Consider the following 21,728-nt stretch of genomic DNA (forward strand, 5'->3'; position numbering starts at 1 on the left):
CCGGTGCGCCGTGGCGTGGGGCCAGCCGAGCCGGCGGTTCCAGCAGGCTTCGGCGGAGGTCTTGCAGCAGGCGCAGCCCGGCGGCGCTCATGGTGAACCCGCGCCGGCCGATGGCTGCCCGGTCGAGCACCGCGAACACATGGCGCTTGTCTCGGCAGGGAACCGGCCGATGACCTTGACGCGGCGGCGGGTCTCGCCGAAGGCGCGCTCGATGAAGTTGGAGTTCCGGATGCGCTTGTGGTGCTCGATCGGGAAGCGCAGGTAGGCGGTCAGCGCCGCGCGGTCCTGGCGCATGCGTTCACCGCGTTCGGGAACGCCCGGCCCCAGCGGTGGCGGGTGACGTGGTCCGTCGTCCGCGTGCTCGTTGATCCCGCGTACGCCGACAGCAGGTGCGGCGGAACTTCCGCGAGCAGTATTCGCTGCCGCGGTCGCTGCGAAGATCACGCCACGGACGTCGCCGCAGCGGGTGGCCGCGGCCATCTGCAGCGCCGCGATGGGCAGGCGCGCGTCGTGGTTGGCGCTCATCGCGCAGCCCGGCAGCCGGCGCGAGATCAAGTCGATCACCGTGGCCAGGTAGAGCTTGCCCTCAGATCGCCGCACCAGACGAGGTCCGGTACTTCGGCGGTGAAGTCGCGCCTGAGGTCGGTCACCGTCCACCCGGGTGCGGGAGAGACGGGGATCAGTCCGGCGCCAACGTAGTCAAGCGCCGTGCTACGGGCGAGATCGATGCCGATCCCTTTGAGCCGGGCCTCCTTGCGCGTCCACACGCGGGCCACCACAGCCGGGGCAGGGCTCGCGCACCAGCTCCGGACGGACCCCCAGCCCGGCACCGAGGACCATCCGCAGCGCCACATCCGCGGCGATATAGCACCGGCGGTCCTCCTCACGCACAAGGATCGCAGCGCGCCGCTGCTCTTCTGCATCCAGCACCCTGGAGGCGACACGCACAGCAGCATCCCCGTGCCGGTGTACCTCCACCAGCCACAGCGACAGCCCTTCCCCGCCCGGTGGACCGGCCGGCCACTCCCCCGGTGCCCCACACCGTTCCGCGAAGTCCACAGGTGCAGGCGCTGTGGGGGTTTTGCTGATCATCGCGGAGAAACCGACAGTCGTCGGCGGGACGGAAAGCTGTTCTTGTTGCCGGTCCAGGGCCGCCAGGCCCGTCACGAAATCGTGGATCAGCGCTGTAGCGGCGGCACGCGCCTTGGCTGCGCTGTATTCGGGCGGACGGCCGCCCGGCGGGATCTGGGGCAGCGTCTGTCTCTCGCTCATGCCCTGCCTCCGGAAGGGGTGGGGCCGGAGCCGCGCAACAGCAACACGGCCCGCAGCACGGACAGCGACGATGGCACTCCCCTCCGGGGACAGGCATCTTCGGCCGTGCTCCGCCTGCCACTGGTGAATTGCTCCCCGCTGAACCGACCAGGGCAACGGGCGAGAAGCGCAGCGGCGCCCCGTACCTCACCATGGGCGGGACGCGTGCCACGGCCGGAGCGCCGGCACAAACCCCTGCCGCACCCAGTGGCCCTGGACCAAGGAGGAAATCATGCTGGTCTGTGTGACGGGCGGCACCGGTTTCGTCGGCTCCCACTCGGTCGCGGCCGTCCTCCGTTTCGGCGCGCGGGTGCGGATGCTGGCCCGCGACCCCGCCGGTGCCGACCGGGCGCTGCGACCGCTGGGTATCGACCCGGCGGCCGTCGAGGTCGTGACCGGTGATGTCACCGACGCAGCCGCGGTGGCCAGGGCTGTCGACGGCGCGGACGCAGTGCTGCACGCGGCGTCCGTGTACTCCTTCGACAGCAGACGGCGCGCCGAGATGCGCAGAACCAACGTGCGCGGTACCCAGCTGGTGCTGAGTTCCGCCGTGCGTGCCGGGGCCGACCCCGTCGTCCACGTCTCCACCGTTGGCGCACTTTACCCCGCCGCCCAAGCGGCGATCCGGGCGGACTCCCCCCTCGGCATGCCGCACGAGACCTATCTGGCAAGCAAGTCCGTGGCCGAAGGCATCGCCCGCCTGCACCAAGAGGAGGGCGCGCCCGTGGTGATCACCTACCCGCCAGCACTGCTCGGGCCGCACGACCCCCACCTGGGCGACCAGAACTCCCGGCTGCGCAACGCGCTGCGCGGCCTGATGCCCGTCTGGCCACGCGGCGGCTTCCCGGTGGGCGATGTCCGGGACACCGCGGAACTGCATGCGGCACTGCTCGCCAAGCCGGCCGGGGCACGAGAACGGCACTTCGGGCCGAACCGGTATCTGACCACCCCGGAGTTTGTCCAGACTCTCCGTGAGGTGACCGGCCGTCAGCTCCCCGCGGTGTTCCTGCCGGCCCGCGCGATGCTTCCGCTCGGGGCCCTGACCGGCGTTCTGCAGCGGATCTGGCCCTGGCACATCCCTGCCGAACACGGCGCCGTGTACACCTGCGCGCACGCGGTCCCCGTCGGTCCTGGCGCCTCAACGTACGGCATCGGCCCGCGGCCCACCGCCGACACCATGGCCGACACGGTCCGCTGGCTGCATGGCACGGGCCGGATATCGGCCCGCCAGGCCGGCTCGGCAGCAGCCGTGCCCGAGGCTTCCCGGGCATAAGAGCTGCTGTCGGCCGGGGAGTACCCACCCCCGGCGCCACCCGGCTCCTGACCGCGAACATCACCGTCGGCCCTGCATGCCCGTTGCCAGCTGCTGGGCCTCTCCTCGTGCGGGGACCGGGCCTGAAGGGATAGTTGGGGTCAGGGGATCCAGGAAGCGCATCTACGGCGCCGAGTTCCGTGAGGGAGCGGTGCGGATCGTGACCGAGACTGGGAAGCCGATCCCGGAGGTGGCCCAGGAACTGGGCGCCCATCTGGGCACGCTGCAGAACTGAGTGTCACGGGCCAAGCGCAACGGTTCATCGTCGTCCGACCGGCCGGTGGCCACGCAGCTGGAGCGGCTGCGGGCCGGGAGGGCCTTCCGTTCACCGAGCTCCTCGTCCGCGACATCCGCGACATCCGCTGAGCACGTTCAGCTCGCGGTTCAGCCGCAGTGTGGGGCTGTCGCCCACGGACTACCGGAGGCAGGGCGGGCACTACTGAAATTCCGGGCGTGATGTCGCGCGACGACGGCGCCTCTGAGCTGGGAGTCTCGTCGACCGTCCGGCGACATGGCGTCGAGATCATCAGTAACCGGATCCGGCTGTGCGACGTGCGCGGCCGGCCTCGCCGACGGGGCGGCCGTGCAGGGCGTGATCCGCCCGCACTACGAAGGGCACGGGGTCGTGTTCACCGGCCTGTTTCCGGAGTGCGTGCCGGAGGGATGGCCGGTGCGCTGCGCGGTGCTGGCCGAGCCGGGACCGTTCCGATTCGAGAACGTGCCGCCGGGACGCTGGTACCTGTCGACGCAGTCGGTGGCCGACGCGGACGACGACGCCGACCTGCAGTTGAAGCGGGCCGACGTGCTGGACCCGCCGCTGCTGCTCACGCTCATGGACGTGCGGCGGACTGCCTTGGATGTCGCGCGGCGGGCTGAACGGCACGGCGGCTCGAGAGACTCGCCGGTCTGACTGCGGCGGTGTCGCAGGAACACCGCCGCTTCCGGCTTCTGCTTGTGCGGAGCCGGGTGCCGACAATGTCGGTGCGCAAGGGCAGGTTCGAGGTCGCGCTGACCCACTCGGCCGCGCGATCCTACGATCCCTACCCCTGAGGCGCAGCCCGCACCGTAACCGGCACCCCGTTGAACACCGCGGTCCCCGACACCCCGTCCAGCACCGCGTCGTCGGTCAGGGTGTTGGCGTTCACCCCGGGGTCCCGGCGCGCCACCTTCTGCGGGGAGTCCTGGTGGCCCCAGCCGTGCGGCAGACTCACCACGCCGGGCATGATCGTGTCGGTGATCTCGATCGGCACCGTCAGCTCACCGACCGTCGAGCCGATCAGCGCCGGCGTCGTGGCGTCCAGGCCGAGCCGGGCGGCGTCGCCCGGGTGAATCTGGAGCGTGCACAGGTTGGTGCCGCCGCGAAGCTCCTCCACGTTGTGCAGCCAGCTGTTGTTCGACCGGAGGTGGCGGCGGCCGATCAGCACGAACTCCGGCGGCTCGGCGTCCAGACAAGCGCGCAGCCGTCCGGCCTCCGCGACGAGTTGCGGCGGCGCCAGGTCCACGCGGTTGTCGGGGGTGCGGAGCAGGGCCGGCAGGCGTGATTGCAGCGGCCCCAGGTCCAGGCCGTGCGGCGCATCCAGCAGGGCCTTGAGCGACAGGCCGTAGCCGCCGGCCCGTAGCAGCGCGTCCACGATCTTCTCGGTGCCGTCCTCACCGTCGAGCGCGTCGACCGCCTCCCCGGTGATGCCGAGCTGGTCGAGGAACATCTCCTCGGCACGGGTCGGCTCGGTGGCGACGCCGAGCCCGGCGGCGATCAGCATCAGCCGGGCCAGGATCTCGGCCTCGGAGCGCTGGTCGTCGTCCAGCGGCAGGATCGCGCGGGAGTAGCGCGCGTAGTTGCGCACCATGATGATCTGCACCAGGAAGTCGAAGTGCGGACTCTGGAGCGTCCGCGGCGGTGGCAGGATCACGTCGGCCAGGCGCGTCGTCTCGTTCAGGTACGGATCGACGCAGACCACGAAGTCCAGCCCCTCGATGGCCCGGGCCAGCCGGGGAGCGTTGGGGGCCGAGGACGCCGGGTTCCCGGCGACCGTCACCAGTGCCCGGACCTGCCCCTCGCCGGGAGTCTCGATCTCGTCGGCCAGTGTTGCGACCGGGAACTCCCCGAGCACCTCCGGCAGTCCCCGCACCCGGCTGTGCCACTTCCCTGTCGAGAACGCCGGGCCTGCCCGGAAGATCTCCAGCGCCGCCGTCTCGGCGAACATCACGCCGCCCCGGCGGTCCAGGTTGCCCGTCAGGGTGTTGAGGACGTCCACCAGCCACTGCGCCACCGTGCCGAACTGCGTCGTGCACGTCCCGATCCGCGCGTAGATCGCGGCCGAGGGCGCCGCGGCCAGCTCCCGGGCCGTCCGCACGATGGTCTCCGGCGCGATCCCGCACACCGGCCCCACGGCCTCCGGCGGGAAGTCGCGGGTTATCTCGCGCAGTTGCTCCAGCCCGGAGACCGGCAGGCCGATCCGCTCCAGACCCTCGTCCAGCACGGTGTGCACCATCGCCATCAGCAGCAGCGGATCGGTGCCGGGCCGGACGGACAGGTGTTCGTCGGCCAGCGCGGCGGTGCGGGTGCGCCGGGGGTCGACGACCACCAGTTTCCCACCCCGCCGTCGTAGGGCCTTGAGACGCCCGGCGAAGTCCGGAGCCGCGCACAGCGAGCCGTTGGACTCCGCCGGGTTCGCACCCAGTATCAGCAGGTAGTCGGTGTGGTCCAGGTCCGGTACCCCGATCGCCATCGCGTCGCCGAACATCAGGCCGCAGGCGACCTGCTTGGGCATCTGGTCCGCGGTACTGGCCGAGTACACGTTCTTCGACCCCAGGGCCTGGGTGATCGCCTGGCGGTAGAGGTACGCGGCGATGGTGTGGAACGTCGGGTTGCCGAAGTACAGCGCCACCGCGTCCCGGCCGTGCCCTCTGATCACCTCGGACAGGCCGGCGTCCACCGCGGCGAACGCCTCGTCCCAGCTGACCTCCCGCAACTCGCCATCCTGGCGGAGCAGTGGTCTGCGCAGCCGGTCGGGATCCTCGTCCACCTTTCCCAGCACCGCGCCCTTGGGACAGATGTATCCCTTGGAGAGGGGGTCCCGCTCGTCCCCGGCGACCCGAAGGACGCGGCCGGCGTCGTCCAGATCGAGCCGCAGGGCACAGCCTGCCTCACACAGCGGACAGGTCCGGTGCGCGGTCCGGGTCCTGACTTTCTGGTCCGTTACATTTTTGATGGTCACCACTACTCCCGTGGGATGGCGCCTGTTTCCCGACGACAGGGTATTCGGGAACCCGCCCGCGCAAGGCGATGCTTTTCCGCAGCCGCATTCTGAGAGATGCGGCCGCCCCCGGAATTCCCGAAGTGAATCAGCATTCTGAAAGATGCTCAGGATACGACCGCCAGGCCTGAACAAAACCTTGTCGTTGAGCAATCTGGGAGCTTGTCGGCGGGCCCGGGGCTGCGAAGGTTGTGGGGAACGCTCGGAGCCTGCATGGAAGGTGAGCGACTGATGACTGTTGCTGCGATCCAGGACGTGCGAGACGTGCTGGCCGCCTACCCCGACCTCGCGGACGTCGCCGTCCTGACACATGTTCAGGATCCCGCCGGCCCGGTCCATGTGGCCTACGTCGTGCCTGGCAGCCCCGGCTTCGATCTGGCCGCGCTGCACACGTACCTCAGGGGGGCGCTGCCCGGCGCAGCGGTGCCGGCGGCGATCGTGGTCGTCGACGCCATGCCGGTGGCCTCCGACGGGACACCGCAGCCGCAGGCGCTGCCGGCACCTGATCTGCGTGGCCTGATGCCCTACCGGTCGCCGGAATCGGCCCGCCAGGAAGTGCTGTGCACGATCTTCGCCGAGGTGCTCGCCAGGACCCGGTGCGGCCTGGACGACGACTTCTTCATCATGGGCGGCGAGTCCATCGACGCCATGCTGATCGCCAGCCGCGTCGGCCTGGCGGTCGGCCTGGAGATATCGATGAACGAAGTCTTCGACGCGCCCACTGTCGCGGAGCTCGACCGGCTCCTGGACACGCTGAACACCGAGGTCTGACGATGGTCAACGTCGCCAACCGGATGCGGGGACTGCAGGAGTCCTCGATCACCGCTATGACGGTGCGCTGTCAGGAGCTCGGTGCCATCAACATCGCGCAGGGACTGTGCCAGGTTCCACCGCCTCCTTCGCTGCTGGCGGAAGGCGCGCGGGATTTCCGGGACATCGACCATTCATATAGCGCGCCCGAAGGGTTCGCCGTCTTTCGCGAAGCTGTCGCCGACAAGCTGAAGAAGTACAGCGGGCTCAGCGTCGAGCCGGCGACTCAGATCGTGGCCACCGTCGGCGCGACCGGCGCCCTCATGGCCACGCTCACAGCGCTGCTCAACCCGGGCGACGGCGTGCTCCTGTTCGAGCCCTTCTTCGGCAACTATCCGACCGCGCTCGGGGTGCTGGATCTGCGCGCGGAGCCGGTTCGACTTTTCGGCCCGGGTTTCGAGGTCACCGAGGAGGCGCTGCGATCGGCTGTCACGGACCGCACCCGAGCGATGATCGTCTGCACGCCGAACAACCCGAGCGGGCGACGGCTCACCATGGCCGAACTCATGGCGATATCGGCCGTCGCGGAGGATCACGATTTGCTCGTCATCACCGACGAAGTCTATGAGGACATCTACTTCGGCTCGGCCCCGCACATCGCCCCGGCGACCGTCGGCGATCTCGGCAGGCGCACGGTGACGGTGTCGTCGCTGGGGAAATCGTTCAGCGTTCCCGGATGGCGGCTCGGTTACGCCTGCGGTCCGGAACGGTTGATGGACGCGATCAGGGTCGCTGCCGAGTCGCTCGTGGTCTGCCCGCCGGCTCCGCTCCAGGAACTCGGCGCGCGAGCGCTGAGGCTGGGCGATGACTACTATCGCGGCCTCCGCGCGATGTATGACCGGAAGCGCCGAGCCCTGACGGAAGGCTTTGCCGCCGCCGGGCTTTCGCCCAACGAACCGGACGGCTCTTACTACCTGTTCGTCGATTGCTCGCCATTGGGAGTGACGACCGGGGCGGAAGCGACGGAGATCCTGCTCCAGCGAAGCCTCGTCGGAACGGTGCCCGGAGAGACCTTCTACCTGAACCCACCGGATCTTCCGTACATTCGCGCGTGCTTCTCCCTTCCGGACGAAGTCATAGCCGATGCCGCCAGCAGGTTGGCGAGAGGGGTCTGACCCATGGCCGAGAACGTGAGTGCGTCGATTGGAGGGCGCGCGGTTCTCGTGACCGGGGCGGCCCGGGGTATCGGGTGGGCCATCGCGCGGCGGTTCGCGAAGGCCGGTGACCGGGTGGCGATCCTGGACAGGGTGTCGGGTGAGGTCGCCGAGAAACTGGTGGCCGGGCTTGACGGCGGCGGGCATGTCGTCGTCGAGGCCGACCTGACCGACAGCGAGGCTGTACTGGCGGCAGTGGACTCGGCCGTCGCCCGGTTGGGCGGTCTGGACATCCTGGTGAACAACGCCGGCATTTTCACCGCGCACCCGATCACCGAGGTCGACTACGCGACCTGGCAGGAGCTGTGGCGCTCGACGTTGGGGGTCAACCTGGTCGGCGCGGCCAACGTGACCTGGTGTGCGGTCAGGCACATGAAGGAGCGGGATCGCGGTGGGCGGATCATCAACGTCTCGTCGCGGGGCGCGTTCCGCGGCGAGCCGGACGTGCCTGCCTACGGAGCCAGCAAGGCGGGCCTGAACTCGTTGACCCAGTCGCTGGCGCTCGCGCTCGCGCCGTACCGGATCGCGGTCTCCGCAGTGGCACCCGGGTTCGTGGCCACCGATATGACCACGGAGTGGCTCAAGCCGCCGAGCGGCGACGAGATCAGGGCACAGAGCCCGTTCGGCCGCGTCGCAGAGCCGGATGAGATCGCCGCTGCCGTGTTCTACCTGGCCTCCGCTCAGGCCGAGTGGGCCAGCGGCGCCATCCTCGACCTGAACGGTGCCTCCTACCTGCGAACCTGAGCTGGTGGTGGGGCGGCTGCCGCCGCCCCACCACCACAGGCGTCAGTGGGAGACCTCAGCGGCCGATCCGCTGCTGCATGAGCGCGGCGATGTCCGTCACCCTGTCGAGCTCGATCAGCTCGTCGTCGGTGATGTCGATGCCGTGGTGCTGGCTGAGCACCAGAGACAGCTCGACGACCGCAAGGGAGTCTATGCCCGCCTCTTCGAGCGTCGCGTCCGGATGCACGCTGTCGGCGTCCAGCAGCAGGACATCGACCATGATTGCCTTCAGCTGCTCGTACATTGCGTCCTCCGGTGTCCCATAGCTCCGATGCCCTACGCATCGTGGAGTTCGAGGTGGGGCCAAGTCAGCGTGGTGGCGCCCCAGGTGAGGCCGCCGCCGAAAGCGACGAGCAACAGCCGGTGGCCCGGTTCGATGCTCCCGTCCGCCGTCGCCTGGGCGAGCAGGACCGGGATCGAGGCGGCGGCGGTGTTGCCGACGTCGCCGATGTTCTGTGCCATCACGTCCCGGCGCAGGCCGAGCCGCGCAGCCAGCGCGGCGCTGACGCGCGCGTTCGCCTGGTGGGTGACCACGCGGTCGACGTCGCCCAGCTGCCAGCCGGCCAGGGTCAGCGCCTCGGTCCCCGCAGCGCTCATCCGCTCGACCGACTGCCGGAACACCTCGCGTCCCCGCATCCGGAAGTACTGCGACCCGTCGTCGGGGATCGGCCCCGGGAACGGCTGTCGCGCGCCGCCTACCTTGACCGTGATCAGCTCGCTGCGATCACCGTCGCTGCCCAGGACCAGCGGGCCGACGGCTCCCGGCTCGTCGGCCCGGCCGCGCCGCAGCACCACCGCGCCGGCCCCGTCGCCGAAGATCGGCAGGGTCGTCCGGTCGTCCGGGTCGAGCAGGGTGGAGAACGCTTCCGCGGCGATCATCAGGACGCGCTCGGCCAGCCCCGCCGCGACGAAACCCGCCGCCGTCGCCAGGCCGTAGAGGAATCCGGTGCACACGGCGGAGACGTCCAAGGCTGCGACACCGCCGAGGCCGAGGCGCGAGGCCACCTCGGGCGCGGTCGCCGGGCAGCGCTGGTCCGGGGTGGTGGTCGCCAGCACGACGGCGTCGATCTGCCCGCCGCCGGCCGACTTGAGCGCGGCCCGCCCCGCCCGGACCGCGAGGTCGGATGTCGCCTCGCCCGGCTCGACCCAGCGGCGCCGGGAGATCCCGGTCCGTCCCACGATCCAGTCTTCCGAGGTGTTCAGACGCGCGCACAGCTCCGCGTTGGTGACGATCCGGTCCGGCAGCCGGTACCCGATACCGCAGATGACCGCCCGGTCCGCGGCCCCGCCCGTGCCACCAGTCACGACTTGTCCCCGATCCCAGCGCCTTTCAGGGCCAGCGCGACATCCATGATGAGGTCCTCCTGGCCCGCAACCGCCTGGCGTCTGCCGAGTTCGAAGAAGACATCGCGCGGATCGACGTTCTCACGCGCGGAGATGTCGAGCACTCTGGTCTTGAATCCGGAGAACACTCCGGCCAGGCCGCTGACGACGGAGATGGAGTCGATCGTGGGCGGCGCGGGCATCAGTTCCCGTTCGGCGATGTCCGCCGCGTCCAGGAGCCCGTACAGGTCGATGCCGGTCCGGTACCCGAGCCGTTCGAGCACCGGCACCAGTACCTCCAGCTGGGTGTTGCCCGCGCCGGCACCGAAGCCCCTCGCGCACGCGTCCAGGATGTTCGCTCCCGCGTCGGCGGCCGCGACAGAGTTCGCCACGGCCATGCCCAGGTTGTTGTGCCCGTGGAAGATCACCGGCACGTCGACGGCGGCGCGGATGGCTTGGATGCGCTCGGTGACGTCGGGCGGGAGGTAGTGGCCGGCGGAGTCGAGGATGCCCACCCCGGTGGCACCGTACCCGACCAGGCGCGCGCATTCCTCGGCGAGCTGTTCCGGGGTCGCCATGTGGCTCATCAGGAGGACGCCGTGCGCCTCGACACCCTCATCGCGGAGGAAGCCGAGGTGCCGTTCGGCCAGGGTCGCCTCGGTGCAGTGCGTGCCGATGCGGACCAGGTCGGCCTCGTGCGCGATGGCGTTCTTGATGTCCTGGACCGTGCCCCAGCCTGGAAGCAGGAAGACACCCAGTTTGCTGTTCGTCAGGGCTTCCCTGGTGATCGACAGCATCTCGTCGTCGTTGAGCTTGGCGAGGCCGACCTGAAGAGAGGACGCGCCCAGCCCGTTGCCATGGCCGACCTCGACCACCGGAACGCGCGCGGCGTCCGCCGCCTGGGCGTACGCGCGCAGCTGGTCCGCGCCGAGGCGGTGCCGGACGGCGTGGTGGCCGTCCCGCAGACTCGGATCGTGGATCTGGATCGGCTTGCCCGGGGTCTCCGGTCCTGTCGCCTCGGTCATGATTTCCCCACGCCTGCCATCGAGAGCCGTTCCGCCGCGTAGCTCTCCGCGACGAGGATCGCGGCGGAATTGATGATGTCGAGGTTCCCGGCGTACCGCGGGATGCGGTCCCCGGACGACGTGACCTCGACGGAGACGAACGCCTTGCCGTCATTCACGGTGCACGCCTTCACCTCGAAGCCGCCGGCGTAGGAACGGACTTCGTCCGCGGCTCCCGCCACCACCGAGGACACCGATTCGGTGGTGAGATCCGGGCCCAGCAGGGACATCGCGACCCGGAAGGTCGCCGGCGGCCGCGCGGGGCTGATGTTGAGCATCACCTTGACGTCCCTGACACCGGTGAAGCAGCGGATTGCTTCCTGCGTGGTCTCCACGTACTCGTCGAGGTTCATGCGCGTCCCGTGACCGATGCTCAGGGTGGCGCAAGTCGTCACCACCTCGATGTAGTCGATCTGGTGGGCCTGCGTGATCGCGTGCAGGATCGGCACTGACGCCTGCCCGCCGCAGCTCACCATGCTGAGGTCACGGTGGGCGGGGATGTCCGCCCGGTTGACGGTCGGGATGATCATCCGCCCGCTCCGGCTCGGCGTCAGGTCGATCAGCGTCGTGCCCAGCGGCGAGAGCTTCTCCACGTGCCGAGCGTGGGAGGCCGCGCTGGTGGCGTCGAAGACCACGTCGAAGGGGTGCTCGACGTCCACCAGGGAATCCACGCCCCCGGCCGAAACCGGCACGCCCAGCGCCGCCGTCCGCCGCAGTCCCGGCGTGGCTTCGTTGCGGCCCGCGACCAGCCGCAGATCGAGACGGCCGGAACGGATGATCTTGGCCACCAGATCGATGCCGATGAGGCCGGTGCCGAGCACCGCCACGGACAGCCTGCCGGCCGCTGCCCGGGAGTCGTTGTGGGTCATTCGTCGCTCCTGACGCGAGAGGACATCTCAGTCGCGGGCGCGCTTGTACGCCAGCGTGACGCCGTCGAAGATGGGGAGCATGGTCAGCTCGACTCGCTCGTCGTCGAGCAGCATGGAGTTCAGCGCACGCATCGAGTCGATCTCCGGGTCGCTGATGTCCGGTCGCGCGACGTTCCCGGTCAGAAGGACGTTGTCGATCGCCATCAGACCGCCTGGCCGCAACAGCTCAAGGCAGCGCTCGAAGTAGAGCGGGTAGCCTTCCTTGTCGGCGTCGATGAAGGCGAAGTCCACGGTGCCGGCCGCGCCGTCGGCCAGCAGCATGTCCAGGGTCTGGACCGCCGGGCGCAGCTCGAGCTGGATGCGGTCGGCGACGCCGGCCCGCTCCCAGAACGGGCGCCCGATGTCGGCCCACTCCTCGTTGAAGTCGAGCGCGATGAGGCGGCCGCCCGGGGGAAGCGCGCGGGCCATGCACAGCGTGCTGTAGCCGGTGAACACCCCGACCTCGACGACGGTTTTGGCCGACATCAGCCCGACGAGGAAGCCGAGAAGCTGCCCCTGCTCCGGCGAGGCCGACATGTTGTGTTCGAACACCTGCGAGGTGGTCGCCGCCCGCAGCTCGCGCGCGATCTCGTCCTCGCGAAGCGACACGTCCTGCACGTATTGCTGGATCTCATCGTCGAGCACCAAATGAACAAGCACCGGTTCCCTCTCGTGACACCGATGTATGACAACCGGCATTCATCGTGCCAGGAAAGAACACGGCCAACGTCTCCGAAGTTGCGCATAGGAACAGGCGACAACGGTGCACAGCAAGGACGAAGGCGATCCGACCTGACGCCTTGGGCATGGTTATGAAGGAATGCAAGGGACCGGTCTCATGAATGCGACGCATGTTCCTTCATGACGACAGCCGAATACACAGAGCTATGCGGAGAGTGGCACATGACAGCCTTTTCTATTCCCGCCCGGTTCGCTGAACAGGTGGCCAGGACGCCGCATGCGACAGCCGTGTCCGAGGCTGCGACCGGGGCCGCTCTGAGTTATCAGGACCTGGACCAGCGTGCCAACCAGCTCGCGCGTCATCTGATCAGGCTCGGGGTCGGCCGCGAGGATCGAGTCGGGGTACTGATGGAGCGGTCCGCCGATCTGGTGGTCGCGCTCCTTGCGATCCTCAAAGCCGGCGGGGCGTACCTGCCGGTCCACGAAGCCGACCCCGCCGACCGGCGGCAGTGGATCGTGGACCGCGCCCGCCCCGTGCTGCTGCTCGTGGACGACGCGATGTGCGTGGCCGGCGTGCCCGACCGCGTGCCGGTCGTCTCGGTGCACGACCCGGAGATCGCCGGGAAGCCGTTCGACGATCCACAAGTTCCGATCCGTCCCGATCAGTTGGCCTACGTGATCCACACGTCCGGTTCCACCGGCCAGCCCAAGGGCGTCGCGGTGACCCAGCGGGAAGTGGTGCGGCTCCTGGTGGATCCGCAGTGGGCCGTCGAGCGGCACGCGCGGGTATTGCAGTTGGCGCCGTACGCCTTCGACGTGTCCGCGTACGAGATCTGGATGCCGCTGCTGCACGGCGGTCAGGTGGTCGTCGCGCCCCCCGGCCGGCTGGAGCCCTCGGTCCTGCGTGAGCTGATCACGAAGTACGAGATCACCGGGCTCCACATGACCGCCGGCCTGTTCCGGGTGTTCGCCGAAGAGGCCCCGGCGACGTTGGTCGGCGTGCGCGAAGTGCTCACCGGCGGCGACGTGATCTCGCCGGTGGCCGTCCGCCGGGTGCTCGAGGCCTGCCCCGACATCGTGATCCGCGCGCTGTACGGCGCGACGGAGGGAAGCGTGTTCTCGGCGCACCATGTGATCACCCGCGACACGGAGCTCGACAACGTCGTGCCGGTCGGCGACGTCTTCACCGGAATCAGCATCCACATCCTGGAGGAGGGCCTCACGCCCGCACCGGCCGGCGCCGTCGGCGAGATCTACCTCGCGGGCGAGGGCGTCGCCCGCGGGTATCTCGGCCAGGCCGGCCTGACCGCCGAGCGGTTCGTGGCCGACCCGTTCGGCCTGCCGGGATCTCGTATGTACCGGACCGGCGACATGGCCCGCCGGACCGCCGACAACACGATCGAGTTCGTCGGCCGGGAAGACAGCCAGGTGAAGATCCTCGGCTTCCTGGTCGATCTGGCCGAGGTGGAGGCGGCGCTGGCCGACCATCCGGGGCTGACGCAAGTCGTCGTCCTGGCACGCGAGCGCGAAGACGGGAACAAGCAGCTGGTCTGTTACGTCGTAGCTGAGTCGGGCACGCTCGACCTCGCGGCGGTACGCGCACACGCCAGGACGAAGCTGCCCGGCTACATGACGCCGGAGACGTTCGTCCGGCTCGACGCGCTGCCGCTGACGGCCAACGGCAAGCTGGACCGCGAGGCGATGCCGGAACCGGACTTCGACCAGATCGTCGCCTCCCGTGCGCCGGAGACGCCGCTCCAGCAGGAGCTGTGCGCGATGTTCAGCTCCCTGCTCGAGGTGCCCGAGGTGGGGATCGACGACAGCTTCTTCGACCTCGGCGGCCAGTCGCTGCAGGCGATCCGGCTGTGCAACCGGATCGGCGCCGCAGTCGGCGTCGGGGTCTCGGTGAACAAGCTGTTCGACAACCCGACCGTGGCCGAGCTGGCGGCGTACATCGACGCCAAGCGGGCCGCGTACCGGGCTACGGCGGCCTCCTGATGACGGGGCCGACCCGGCCGCTGACCGGTGCCGAGTACCTCGAGAGCATCCGTGACGACCGCGCTGTCTACCTCTACGGCGAACGGGTGACCGACGTCACCGGGCATCCGGCGTTCCGCAACCCGGCCCGGATGATCGCCCGGCTCTACGACGCGCTGCACGATCCGGAACACCGGGACGTGCTCACCACCCCCACCGACGCCGGCGGCCCCGGCGGCTTCACACACCGCTTCTTCACCACGCCGCACAGCGCCGCCGATCTGGTCGCCGACCAGCAGGCCATCGCGGCGTGGTCCAGGCTGACCTACGGCTGGATGGGACGCAGCCCGGACTACAAGGCCTCGCTGCTCGGCACGCTCGGCGCGAACGCGGACTTCTACAACCCGTTCGCCGACAACGCCCGGCGCTGGTATCGGGAGTCGCAGGAGAAGGTCCTGTACTGGAACCACGCCATCGTGAACCCGCCGGTGGACCGGCATCGGACACCAGACCAGGTCGGCGACGTGTTCGTGCACGTCGAGCGGGAGACCGACAGCGGCGTGATCGTGAGCGGAGCCAAGGTCGTCGCGACGAACTCCGCGCTCACGCACTACAACTTCGTCGCCCACACCGGCCTGCCGGTCAAGGACCGCAAGTTCGCCATCTCGGCCACCGTGCCAATGAACGCGCCCGGCCTGAAGCTGATCTGCCGGCAGTCCTACTCCGCCGCGGCGGAGGCGACCGGCAGTCCGTTCGATTACCCGCTGTCGTCCCGGCTGGACGAGAACGACTGCATCCTGGTCCTGGACAAGGTACTGATCCCGTGGGAGAACGTGTTCATCTACGGCGATGTCAACAAGGTCGGCATGTTCAGCGGGCACTCCGGGTTCGTCGAGCGGGCCATGTTCCACGGCAGCACGCGGCTCGCGGTGAAGTTGGAGTTCATGGCCGGCCTGCTGGCCAAGGCCTTGGACATCACCGGGGCCGCCGACTTCCACGGCGTGCAGACGAGGCTGGGCGAGGTGCTCGCCTGGCGGAACCTGTTCTGGGGGCTGTCCGACGCGGCGGCGCGGAACCCCGTGGAGTGGCGGGACGGCGCGGTGTTGCCGAACCCCGACTACATCATGGCGTACCGGTGGTTCTCCCAGGTCGGCTACAACAGGGTCCGGGAGATCGTGTTGCAGGACGTCGCGAGCGGACTGATCTACCTGCCGTCCAGCGCGCAGGACTTCCGCAACGAGGAGATCCGGCCGTACCTGGACACCTATCTGCGGGGCTCGCACGGCGTCGAAGCCGTCGAGCGGGTGAAGGTGATGAAGCTGCTCTGGGACACGATCGGCACGGAATTCGGTGGCCGGCACGACCTCTACGAGCGCAACTACTCCGGCAACCATGAGAACACCAGGATCGAGTTGCTGCGCGGCCAGATCGGCAATGGGAAAATGGACGGATACCGAGAGTTCGTCGATCGCTGCCTGGCCGAGTACGACCTCGACGGTTGGCGGGCACCCGACCTCGCGCCGGTTCAGATTCCCGCGTTTTAGGGCGCGCAGAGCGACAGGTCAGACAGCGAAATCCTGCTGGAGTACTAGGCTCGGCCCATGTCGGAACCATGCGCTGCCTGTTCGAGATGGCCAGCTCTGCCTCATTGTGCTTTGCGGGATTCCTCCGCGTTCTGGCGTGACAACTTGTCCTCGAGAGCCAGTCGCCGCAGTGCGAGCAACACCGGTTCCAGCAGCACCGTCACGAGAGCGGCCTGCTCGGCTTGCAGCGAAGCGCCGGCCACACCGTGTATCTGATGGCTGTCCAGCTTGGAGATCCGGTCCGCGAGTTGTGCGTAGGGCAGCAGGGTCTGCCACCCGATGTCAACACCCAGCTGATTCGAAAATCCGCCGTCCCGTTTCCGTAGCCGCTGATCAGGCGGCGTCTTCCGTCTGCTGGAGAGTGACCTGGTAGCCGAGTTGGTTGAGCTGGCTCACCAGCCGTCGGGTCTGCCTGGCACGGCCGGTGCGTTCGAGGAAGTACTGGCCTCCGAGGTCGGCGTATGCGGTGTCGCGGGTGAACATGTGCCAGACGGAGACGAGGATCGAGTGTTCCAGGGCGACCAGGGCTCGCTTCTTGCCGCGGCGGGCGATGAGCCGGCGGTAGCGGGCGGCGAGGTAGGTGTCCTTGGTCCGTGACGCGGCGATGGCGGCCTGGCCCAGGGCGGCCTTGAGCCAGGGATCGCCGTGGCGGGTCTTGCCGGGGCCGCGTCTGCCGCCGGATTCGTTGTTGCCGGGCACACCCCGGCCCAGGAGGCCAGGTCGCCCGCGGTGGGGAAGCGGGCGATGTCGTCGCCGATCTCGGCGAGGATCACCTCGGCGGCCCGCGTGTTCACGCCGGGGATGGTCACCAGGAGTTCGATGCGGCGGCGAAAGGGCGCGATCTGTGCGTCGATCCGCGCATCCAGCCGTTTCTCCATCGCGGTGCAGGCGTCGATACGCTCCAGCATGGCCCGGGCCAAGAACGCGTGATGGGCGGTGAAGTGGCCGGTCAGGGCCTCGATCAGGGCGTCCGTCTTGCGTCGCATGATGCCTTTGGCCAGGTCCGCGAGCACCTGCGGGTCGCGTTCGCCGGCGATGAGGGCCTCCAGCATCGCCCGGCCGGATACGCCCAGGATGTCGGCGACCGCGGCGGACAGTTTGATCCCGGCGTCCTCCAGGAGCTTCTCCAGGCGCTGGGCCTCCCGGGTGCGTTCGCGGATCACCTCGGTGCGATACCGGGTCAGATCCCGCAGCTGCCGGATCGGCTCGGGCGGCACGAACGAGGGCCGCACCAGGCCGTGCTCGACCAGGCGGGCGATCCACTCGGAATCCTTCACGTCGGTCTTGCGGCCCGGGACCGCCTTCATGTGGCGGGCGTTGAGCAGCCAGCACTCCATCTCATGTTCCAGCAGGTAGAACACCGGTTTCCAGTACACGCCGGTGGCCTCCATGCCGACCACGGTGATCTGCTCGGCCAGCAGCCAGTCCCGCATCGCCAAAAGGCCCGAGGTCACCGAGGAGAAGGTGCGGGTCTCGCTGCGGCGCCGCTTGCCGGTGCCCGGCACCCTGATCGTCACCTTCACGTCCGCCTTGCTGATGTCGATCCCCCCGCAGCGTTCGTGGATCACGTCCATCTGCCCGGTACCCCCTCCCTTGATCGGCCGCGAGTGCGCGGTCGTCCGGCGGGGGCCCGGCAGGCGGAAGAAGCTGATTCGCGTGCTCGCAGCAACACATCGGGGTGCCTGTCGATGGACCCCCAGCGTCCTACTCAGTCACAGGCTCGGAACGCACCAAGCAGAAACGACGTCCGCCGGACGGCCACAGACCGATTTTCGCGCCCACAGGGTGTCGCCGACAGGCGACCGGACTACTCAGTCAGGACGTCCAGGCTGTCGCCCAGATCCTTGGTGGCCGGTGCGGCGCGCCTCACGCACCACCCCATCTCGGCAATGAGGCTTCGAGCGTCCGTGACACCGCTTGTGCCCGGCTTCGCGGGCGTCACGACGCCCTCCGCGCCGTTGTGCTCCTGGGCAGCGGAACCTGCGCTCAGCACCTTCACGACGACCCCATCGTGATCATCCGGCGATGCTGTGATGACGTCAAGGATCTCCTTGGTGACACCGACGGGTAGACGACCAACGCCAATGAGCGCACGGATCAACCGCAGCCGGTGCACGTGGTCTTCGCCGTAGTCGGCCTGGGTGGCCGTGATCCGTTCGCCAGGAAGGAGCAGCCCGCTGCGCAGGTAGTACTTGATGGTCGCGATGGATACCGCGCTTCGCCGACTGAGTTCGGCCAGCTGCATGATCTCCGCTCCATTTCCATTCGTCATCGGCTCGCCCACCGGCGGTGAATGGCCAGGCCACCCCGCATGCTCGGTTCGATCCACAACGCCGAGAACTGCTGCCGGAGACGCTCTGCGGGCATGGCGGACCTTAGATTGGGCCGGCGCGCAGCGGGCCGGCGTGCACCGGGCCGGTTTCTACGCCTCCACGCGACCCGTAAGCGGCGCCGACGGGTAAACGCCCTCCCAGGCCCGGCCTTCGGGGGGAAGTCCCATGGCCACCAGGCAGTTGATGATCATCCCGTGCGCGAGGAGCGTCGTCGTCTCGTCGAGGTCGGCGCCGAGGCTCAGATGCACCGCGTCCCACAACCGCATCCATACGCCGCGCACCACCTCGCCGAACCCGCGGTCGCCCTCCTGCTCGGCGGCGGCCACCGCAACGTACGTCTGCATCTGCATCTTCAGGCGCTCAGGCTGATCGGTGATGACCCTGGTGTACGCGTTCGCCATGGCGTGCGGGGCCTCTTCACCGTCCAGGCCCTTGACGGCCTCCTCGAAGGTGCGCACGGTGTCCTCCATCCACCGCTGGGCCGTCGCGAGGAAGATCGCCTTCCTGCCTGGGAAGAGTGGGAAGAGATACGGCTGCGAAATACCGACCCGCTTGGCGATCGCCTCGGTCGACGTGCCGTGGTAGCCACCGCGGTCGAACTCGGCGGTCGCCGCACAGATGACGCTCTCGCGCCTGTCTTCTGCGCTCATCCTGACCATGGGGCCCCAAGTTGATTGCCCGCGGCCCGCGCCCTGATGGACCGGGCAGGTACAGGAGTTGGTATCTGGCGCGGCTGGGCCTGTGCCAGAACACGTCAGGTCACACACTCAAGCAGCCCACGGAGCGATCGGATACCAAGGGATGATCTCTCGGCGCGCAAGCAAACGGACGTCCCAATACAAGAATGTGAAGGCACCAGCCACGATGAGTGTGACCGCCATGAGCATCGCCGCGCGCCCAGGCTTTGCCATCCACGTCTGCAGGCGGGTGCCTGAGGCCACGGACAGTACGATGAAGATCACAGCCATGATCGCAATGTTCCCGACCGATTGCAGCATGAAGGCCGCTGCACCATACAACGGATTCCCGCTCTCGGCCGCGTCCCGAAACAGTTGCCGAAAAAGCGGATAAGGGCGCCCGATGAGAAAGCCGCCGATCAACGCGCCCATGAACACTGTCTGCGCATAGGGAAACCGACTGTGCAGGTGCAGGAACGGATCGCGGACGAAACCGAGCGAGCTCAGCCCCATGTAGAGCATCGCCAATCCAACGATGCCGAACGCCACCATGCTCTGCACGGAACGGCCGGACAGGACTCCGGGCATGCTCTCGGCCTGGGAAAACTGCGGCATAGAGGTACCCACGACCCCGACCACGGCACCGTAGACAGCCGCCACCGCGAGCAGACCAAGCGACATCCAGCCCAAGGGCTTCAGCGACTGCACCAGACGACCCCATCGGCTGCCGGCAGCACCAAGAAGAGGGGCGACCGCACCGAAAGCTGCGATATTGCAAGCGGTGAACGTGCCAGCGAGTCCCGAAGTGAACGCGAAGGCAATACCCGCCACCGCACCGGAGATCGGGGCTTCCGGGTCGTGCCCGAGCACGGTTCTTGCGACATTGTCACCGATAGTCTTGTCCACAAACTCTGCGGACCACACCACCGTCAGTAGAAATCCTGCACCGATGCTGAGTAGCAGGACAAGCCAACGTCGTTCAACCGCTGTTCCACCGACAGTATTTACATGTCCCTCAGGACCTTGGCGGGTGACCGATAGCTCCTCACTGCGCGCCACAGTCAGACTCCCTCGTATTCCGCCGTCAGATGGAAGATCCGTACACAAGGGGTCTCGAGGCACCCTCGCACTCGGAGCGTAGACAGCATCCAGGCAGGGCGTTTCTTCCAAGTTGCTGAACGAGTGCCAGCACCAAGGGTCATTGCCTCATCGCGAGCTGCCCGTTCTGACGGTCTGTGCGCTGGCGGCGAACGATTAGCGTACGCACCACACTTGGGCGCCTGCCGGCGAGTACAAGCCGATCATCACTCATCGGCTGACCACGAGTGGGCAACTGAGGCGACCGGTTTGAGCGACAGCAGCGGCGTCCCGCCTGACGGGACGCCGGGCGGGGTGATCAGCATGCAGCTGCCGCTGCATCCGGTTCTTCGAACACTGGGGGTAGCTGGTGGGCGACCGCCAGCCGCCTGTTTGCTCCCCCGCCTGCCACGCAAGTCGCCCCGGTGCCAGGCAAGTTGATGATCTTCCCTCGTGGTTGGCGACGGTCGTCGCACTTGACTGCGCACGGACGAAGATGCCCCAGCCTGCCTGTGCTGCTGTGATGGCTTCGTCCCAGACCCGGTATTGGAGGACCACGCATGGCGGTCAATGCGCATGCCCCCCAGGCGCGCACTTTCGGTGCGACCCTCAATAGCAGGCTTCACCGCACCGGATTGCGCGTGTTCCTGATCATCGTTCTCGCCCACTGGGCCGAGCACGTCGCCCAGGCGGTCCAGATCTACATGTGGGGCTGGCCCGCAAAGCAGGCTCGCGGTGTGCTGGGTATCCCTTTCCCGTGGCTGGTCAGTTCGGAGTGGATGCACTACGGCTACGCACTGATCATGTTGGTCGGCTTCGTGCTGCTACGGCCTGGATTCACCGGCACCTCCCGCACTTGGTGGAACATCACGCTCGGAGTGCAGATCTGGCATCACTTGGAGCATCTGCTGCTGCTGGTCCAGGCACTCACGGGCGCTTATCTGGCGGGGCGGGCGGTCCCGACGAGCATCGTCCAACTGGTGGCACCGCGGGTGGAGCTTCACCTGTTCTACAACGCGGTGGTGACGATCCCGATGGTGGTTGCCATGATCTTGCACAGCAGGCCGGCGAAGGACGCAGTCTCTGCTCCGCGCTGCACCTGCGCTGCGGCACCGGCCTAGCGAGCGGTGACCGCCACCGCAACCCGCCGCAGGCCCTCGCGGTTCTCCTCCTTGGCAATCCTGGCAACGGCCTGCCTGCTGCTGTACGTCTCGCTACCGAATCTCGGCAAGGCCCTCTTCTCAGCTACGACCGACGGCAAACCAGGAACCTTCACCGCGGTCAGACTCGACTGCGTCAGCCACCCCGGACATGAGAGCTGCAGCTGGTCGGGAACCTTCGGGTCACGCGACGGCGCCATCTGGCACACGACGGTGACCCTCTCCGGCAGCGGACGCGGATCGCTTCACAACGGCCAGCAGGTCAAGGCCGTAGACATGGGAACCACCGGCCGGGTCTACCGTCCAGGAGGGTCCCAC

The 21,728-nt window shown here is 68.4% G+C and carries 20 protein-coding genes and 1 pseudogene; 8 read left to right on the forward strand and 13 right to left on the reverse strand.

Annotation, left to right across the window (positions count from 1 at the left end):
- Positions 1 to 87: 87 nt before the first annotated feature.
- Positions 88 to 555 carry a transposase gene (locus tag ABZO29_RS03025; protein WP_367318550.1) on the reverse strand — a complete coding sequence of 156 codons (468 nt, stop codon included), beginning with the start codon at positions 553 to 555 and terminating at the stop codon, positions 88 to 90.
- A 156-nt stretch (positions 556 to 711) separates the two neighbouring features.
- The gene (locus tag ABZO29_RS03030; protein ID WP_367318551.1) at positions 712 to 1,272 is read right to left on the reverse strand and encodes a hypothetical protein; all 561 of its coding nucleotides are present in this window, start codon (positions 1,270 to 1,272) and stop codon (positions 712 to 714) included.
- Between the two features lie 271 nt (positions 1,273 to 1,543).
- Here ABZO29_RS03030 and ABZO29_RS03035 point away from each other — a divergent pair, with 271 nt between their 5' ends.
- Positions 1,544 to 2,584: an NAD-dependent epimerase/dehydratase family protein gene (locus ABZO29_RS03035; RefSeq protein ID WP_367318552.1), complete on the forward strand. Its 1,041-nt coding sequence runs from the start codon at positions 1,544 to 1,546 to the stop codon at positions 2,582 to 2,584.
- Positions 2,585 to 3,206: 622 nt separating this feature from the next.
- The gene (locus tag ABZO29_RS03040; protein ID WP_367318553.1) at positions 3,207 to 3,533 is read left to right on the forward strand and encodes a hypothetical protein; all 327 of its coding nucleotides are present in this window, start codon (positions 3,207 to 3,209) and stop codon (positions 3,531 to 3,533) included.
- A gap of 130 nt (positions 3,534 to 3,663) precedes the next feature.
- Here the strand turns inward: ABZO29_RS03040 and ABZO29_RS03045 are convergent, their stop codons facing one another.
- A complete protein-coding gene (locus ABZO29_RS03045; RefSeq protein WP_367318554.1) occupies positions 3,664 to 5,841 on the reverse strand; it encodes a molybdopterin-dependent oxidoreductase in 2,178 nt (725 codons plus the stop codon).
- A gap of 270 nt (positions 5,842 to 6,111) precedes the next feature.
- Between ABZO29_RS03045 and ABZO29_RS03050 the strand changes: the two genes are divergently transcribed.
- Genes ABZO29_RS03050 through ABZO29_RS03060 form a run of 3 tightly spaced genes read left to right on the forward strand, consistent with a single transcriptional unit; the run spans position 6,112 to position 8,588 of the window.
- On the forward strand, positions 6,112 to 6,651 hold the full coding sequence (locus ABZO29_RS03050; protein WP_367318555.1) for a phosphopantetheine-binding protein: 540 nt from the start codon (positions 6,112 to 6,114) through the stop codon (positions 6,649 to 6,651).
- 2 nt (positions 6,652 to 6,653) lie between these two features.
- Positions 6,654 to 7,805: a pyridoxal phosphate-dependent aminotransferase gene (locus ABZO29_RS03055; protein WP_367318556.1), complete on the forward strand. Its 1,152-nt coding sequence runs from the start codon at positions 6,654 to 6,656 to the stop codon at positions 7,803 to 7,805.
- Positions 7,806 to 7,808: 3 nt separating this feature from the next.
- Positions 7,809 to 8,588, forward strand: coding sequence for an SDR family NAD(P)-dependent oxidoreductase (locus ABZO29_RS03060; RefSeq protein ID WP_367318557.1), 780 nt, complete (start codon positions 7,809 to 7,811; stop codon positions 8,586 to 8,588).
- A 55-nt stretch (positions 8,589 to 8,643) separates the two neighbouring features.
- Here the strand turns inward: ABZO29_RS03060 and ABZO29_RS03065 are convergent, their stop codons facing one another.
- The 5 genes from ABZO29_RS03065 to ABZO29_RS03085 are packed head-to-tail and all read right to left on the reverse strand — an operon-like array spanning position 8,644 to position 12,567.
- Positions 8,644 to 8,871 carry an acyl carrier protein gene (locus tag ABZO29_RS03065; protein ID WP_367318558.1) on the reverse strand — a complete coding sequence of 76 codons (228 nt, stop codon included), beginning with the start codon at positions 8,869 to 8,871 and terminating at the stop codon, positions 8,644 to 8,646.
- A 32-nt stretch (positions 8,872 to 8,903) separates the two neighbouring features.
- Positions 8,904 to 9,932 carry a beta-ketoacyl-ACP synthase III gene (locus tag ABZO29_RS03070; protein WP_367318559.1) on the reverse strand — a complete coding sequence of 343 codons (1,029 nt, stop codon included), beginning with the start codon at positions 9,930 to 9,932 and terminating at the stop codon, positions 8,904 to 8,906.
- Positions 9,929 to 10,975 carry a 4-hydroxy-2-oxovalerate aldolase gene (gene dmpG, locus ABZO29_RS03075; protein WP_367318560.1) on the reverse strand — a complete coding sequence of 349 codons (1,047 nt, stop codon included), beginning with the start codon at positions 10,973 to 10,975 and terminating at the stop codon, positions 9,929 to 9,931. Before dmpG ends, ABZO29_RS03070 begins: the two co-directional genes overlap by 4 nt.
- The gene (locus ABZO29_RS03080; protein ID WP_367318561.1) at positions 10,972 to 11,883 is read right to left on the reverse strand and encodes an acetylating acetaldehyde dehydrogenase; all 912 of its coding nucleotides are present in this window, start codon (positions 11,881 to 11,883) and stop codon (positions 10,972 to 10,974) included. Before ABZO29_RS03080 ends, dmpG begins: the two co-directional genes overlap by 4 nt.
- Positions 11,884 to 11,910: 27 nt before the next feature.
- Entirely contained in the window at positions 11,911 to 12,567 is a 657-nt protein-coding gene (locus ABZO29_RS03085) for an O-methyltransferase (protein WP_367318562.1), read from the reverse strand.
- A gap of 216 nt (positions 12,568 to 12,783) precedes the next feature.
- On the opposite strand from ABZO29_RS03085, the gene ABZO29_RS03090 reads away from it, so the two are divergent.
- Together ABZO29_RS03090 and ABZO29_RS03095 are read left to right on the forward strand one after the other, a co-directional pair.
- Complete coding sequence (locus ABZO29_RS03090) at positions 12,784 to 14,601, forward strand: amino acid adenylation domain-containing protein (protein WP_367318563.1); 1,818 nt, start codon at positions 12,784 to 12,786, stop codon at positions 14,599 to 14,601.
- Entirely contained in the window at positions 14,601 to 16,124 is a 1,524-nt protein-coding gene (locus ABZO29_RS03095) for a 4-hydroxyphenylacetate 3-hydroxylase family protein (protein ID WP_367318564.1), read from the forward strand. The genes ABZO29_RS03090 and ABZO29_RS03095 overlap by 1 nt, the downstream gene beginning before the upstream one ends.
- A 101-nt stretch (positions 16,125 to 16,225) precedes the next feature.
- Here ABZO29_RS03095 and ABZO29_RS03100 read toward each other — a convergent pair whose 3' ends face one another.
- From ABZO29_RS03100 to ABZO29_RS03120, 5 genes and pseudogenes are all read right to left on the reverse strand, one after another.
- Positions 16,226 to 16,366: a hypothetical protein gene (locus ABZO29_RS03100; protein WP_367318565.1), complete on the reverse strand. Its 141-nt coding sequence runs from the start codon at positions 16,364 to 16,366 to the stop codon at positions 16,226 to 16,228.
- Positions 16,367 to 16,496: 130 nt separating this feature from the next.
- Positions 16,497 to 17,737 (reverse strand): annotated as a pseudogene (locus tag ABZO29_RS03105) (IS110 family transposase).
- A gap of 233 nt (positions 17,738 to 17,970) precedes the next feature.
- The gene (locus tag ABZO29_RS03110) at positions 17,971 to 18,408 is read right to left on the reverse strand and encodes a MerR family transcriptional regulator (RefSeq protein WP_367318566.1); all 438 of its coding nucleotides are present in this window, start codon (positions 18,406 to 18,408) and stop codon (positions 17,971 to 17,973) included.
- 177 nt (positions 18,409 to 18,585) lie between these two features.
- Positions 18,586 to 19,155, reverse strand: a complete 570-nt coding sequence (locus tag ABZO29_RS03115; RefSeq protein WP_367318567.1) for a TetR/AcrR family transcriptional regulator — start codon at positions 19,153 to 19,155, stop codon at positions 18,586 to 18,588.
- Between the two features lie 108 nt (positions 19,156 to 19,263).
- A complete protein-coding gene (locus ABZO29_RS03120; RefSeq protein WP_367318568.1) occupies positions 19,264 to 20,232 on the reverse strand; it encodes a hypothetical protein in 969 nt (322 codons plus the stop codon).
- 578 nt (positions 20,233 to 20,810) lie between these two features.
- Here ABZO29_RS03120 and ABZO29_RS03125 point away from each other — a divergent pair.
- A complete protein-coding gene (locus ABZO29_RS03125; RefSeq protein ID WP_367318569.1) occupies positions 20,811 to 21,371 on the forward strand; it encodes a hypothetical protein in 561 nt (186 codons plus the stop codon).
- The last annotated feature ends 357 nt before the right edge of the window (positions 21,372 to 21,728 follow it).

Source organism: Streptomyces sp. HUAS ZL42 (genome assembly GCF_040782645.1).
Taxonomy (GTDB): Bacteria; Actinomycetota; Actinomycetes; order Streptomycetales; family Streptomycetaceae; genus Streptomyces.

What these genes read in the sequence shown, in the direction of transcription:
- ABZO29_RS03115 (WP_367318567.1), bottom strand. Translation starts at nt 19,155, where the DNA reads ATGGTCAGGATGAGCGCAGAAGACAGGCGCGAGAGCGTCATCTGTGCG.
- ABZO29_RS03110 (WP_367318566.1), bottom strand. Translation starts at nt 18,408, where the DNA reads ATGCAGCTGGCCGAACTCAGTCGGCGAAGCGCGGTATCCATCGCGACC.
- ABZO29_RS03055 (WP_367318556.1), top strand. Translation starts at nt 6,654, where the DNA reads ATGGTCAACGTCGCCAACCGGATGCGGGGACTGCAGGAGTCCTCGATC.
- ABZO29_RS03050 (WP_367318555.1), top strand. Translation starts at nt 6,112, where the DNA reads ATGACTGTTGCTGCGATCCAGGACGTGCGAGACGTGCTGGCCGCCTAC.
- dmpG (WP_367318560.1), bottom strand. Translation starts at nt 10,975, where the DNA reads ATGACCGAGGCGACAGGACCGGAGACCCCGGGCAAGCCGATCCAGATC.
- ABZO29_RS03080 (WP_367318561.1), bottom strand. Translation starts at nt 11,883, where the DNA reads ATGACCCACAACGACTCCCGGGCAGCGGCCGGCAGGCTGTCCGTGGCG.
- ABZO29_RS03030 (WP_367318551.1), bottom strand. Translation starts at nt 1,272, where the DNA reads ATGAGCGAGAGACAGACGCTGCCCCAGATCCCGCCGGGCGGCCGTCCG.
- ABZO29_RS03090 (WP_367318563.1), top strand. Translation starts at nt 12,784, where the DNA reads ATGACGACAGCCGAATACACAGAGCTATGCGGAGAGTGGCACATGACA.
- ABZO29_RS03035 (WP_367318552.1), top strand. Translation starts at nt 1,544, where the DNA reads ATGCTGGTCTGTGTGACGGGCGGCACCGGTTTCGTCGGCTCCCACTCG.
- ABZO29_RS03125 (WP_367318569.1), top strand. Translation starts at nt 20,811, where the DNA reads ATGGCGGTCAATGCGCATGCCCCCCAGGCGCGCACTTTCGGTGCGACC.
- ABZO29_RS03065 (WP_367318558.1), bottom strand. Translation starts at nt 8,871, where the DNA reads ATGTACGAGCAGCTGAAGGCAATCATGGTCGATGTCCTGCTGCTGGAC.
- ABZO29_RS03060 (WP_367318557.1), top strand. Translation starts at nt 7,809, where the DNA reads ATGGCCGAGAACGTGAGTGCGTCGATTGGAGGGCGCGCGGTTCTCGTG.
- ABZO29_RS03095 (WP_367318564.1), top strand. Translation starts at nt 14,601, where the DNA reads ATGACGGGGCCGACCCGGCCGCTGACCGGTGCCGAGTACCTCGAGAGC.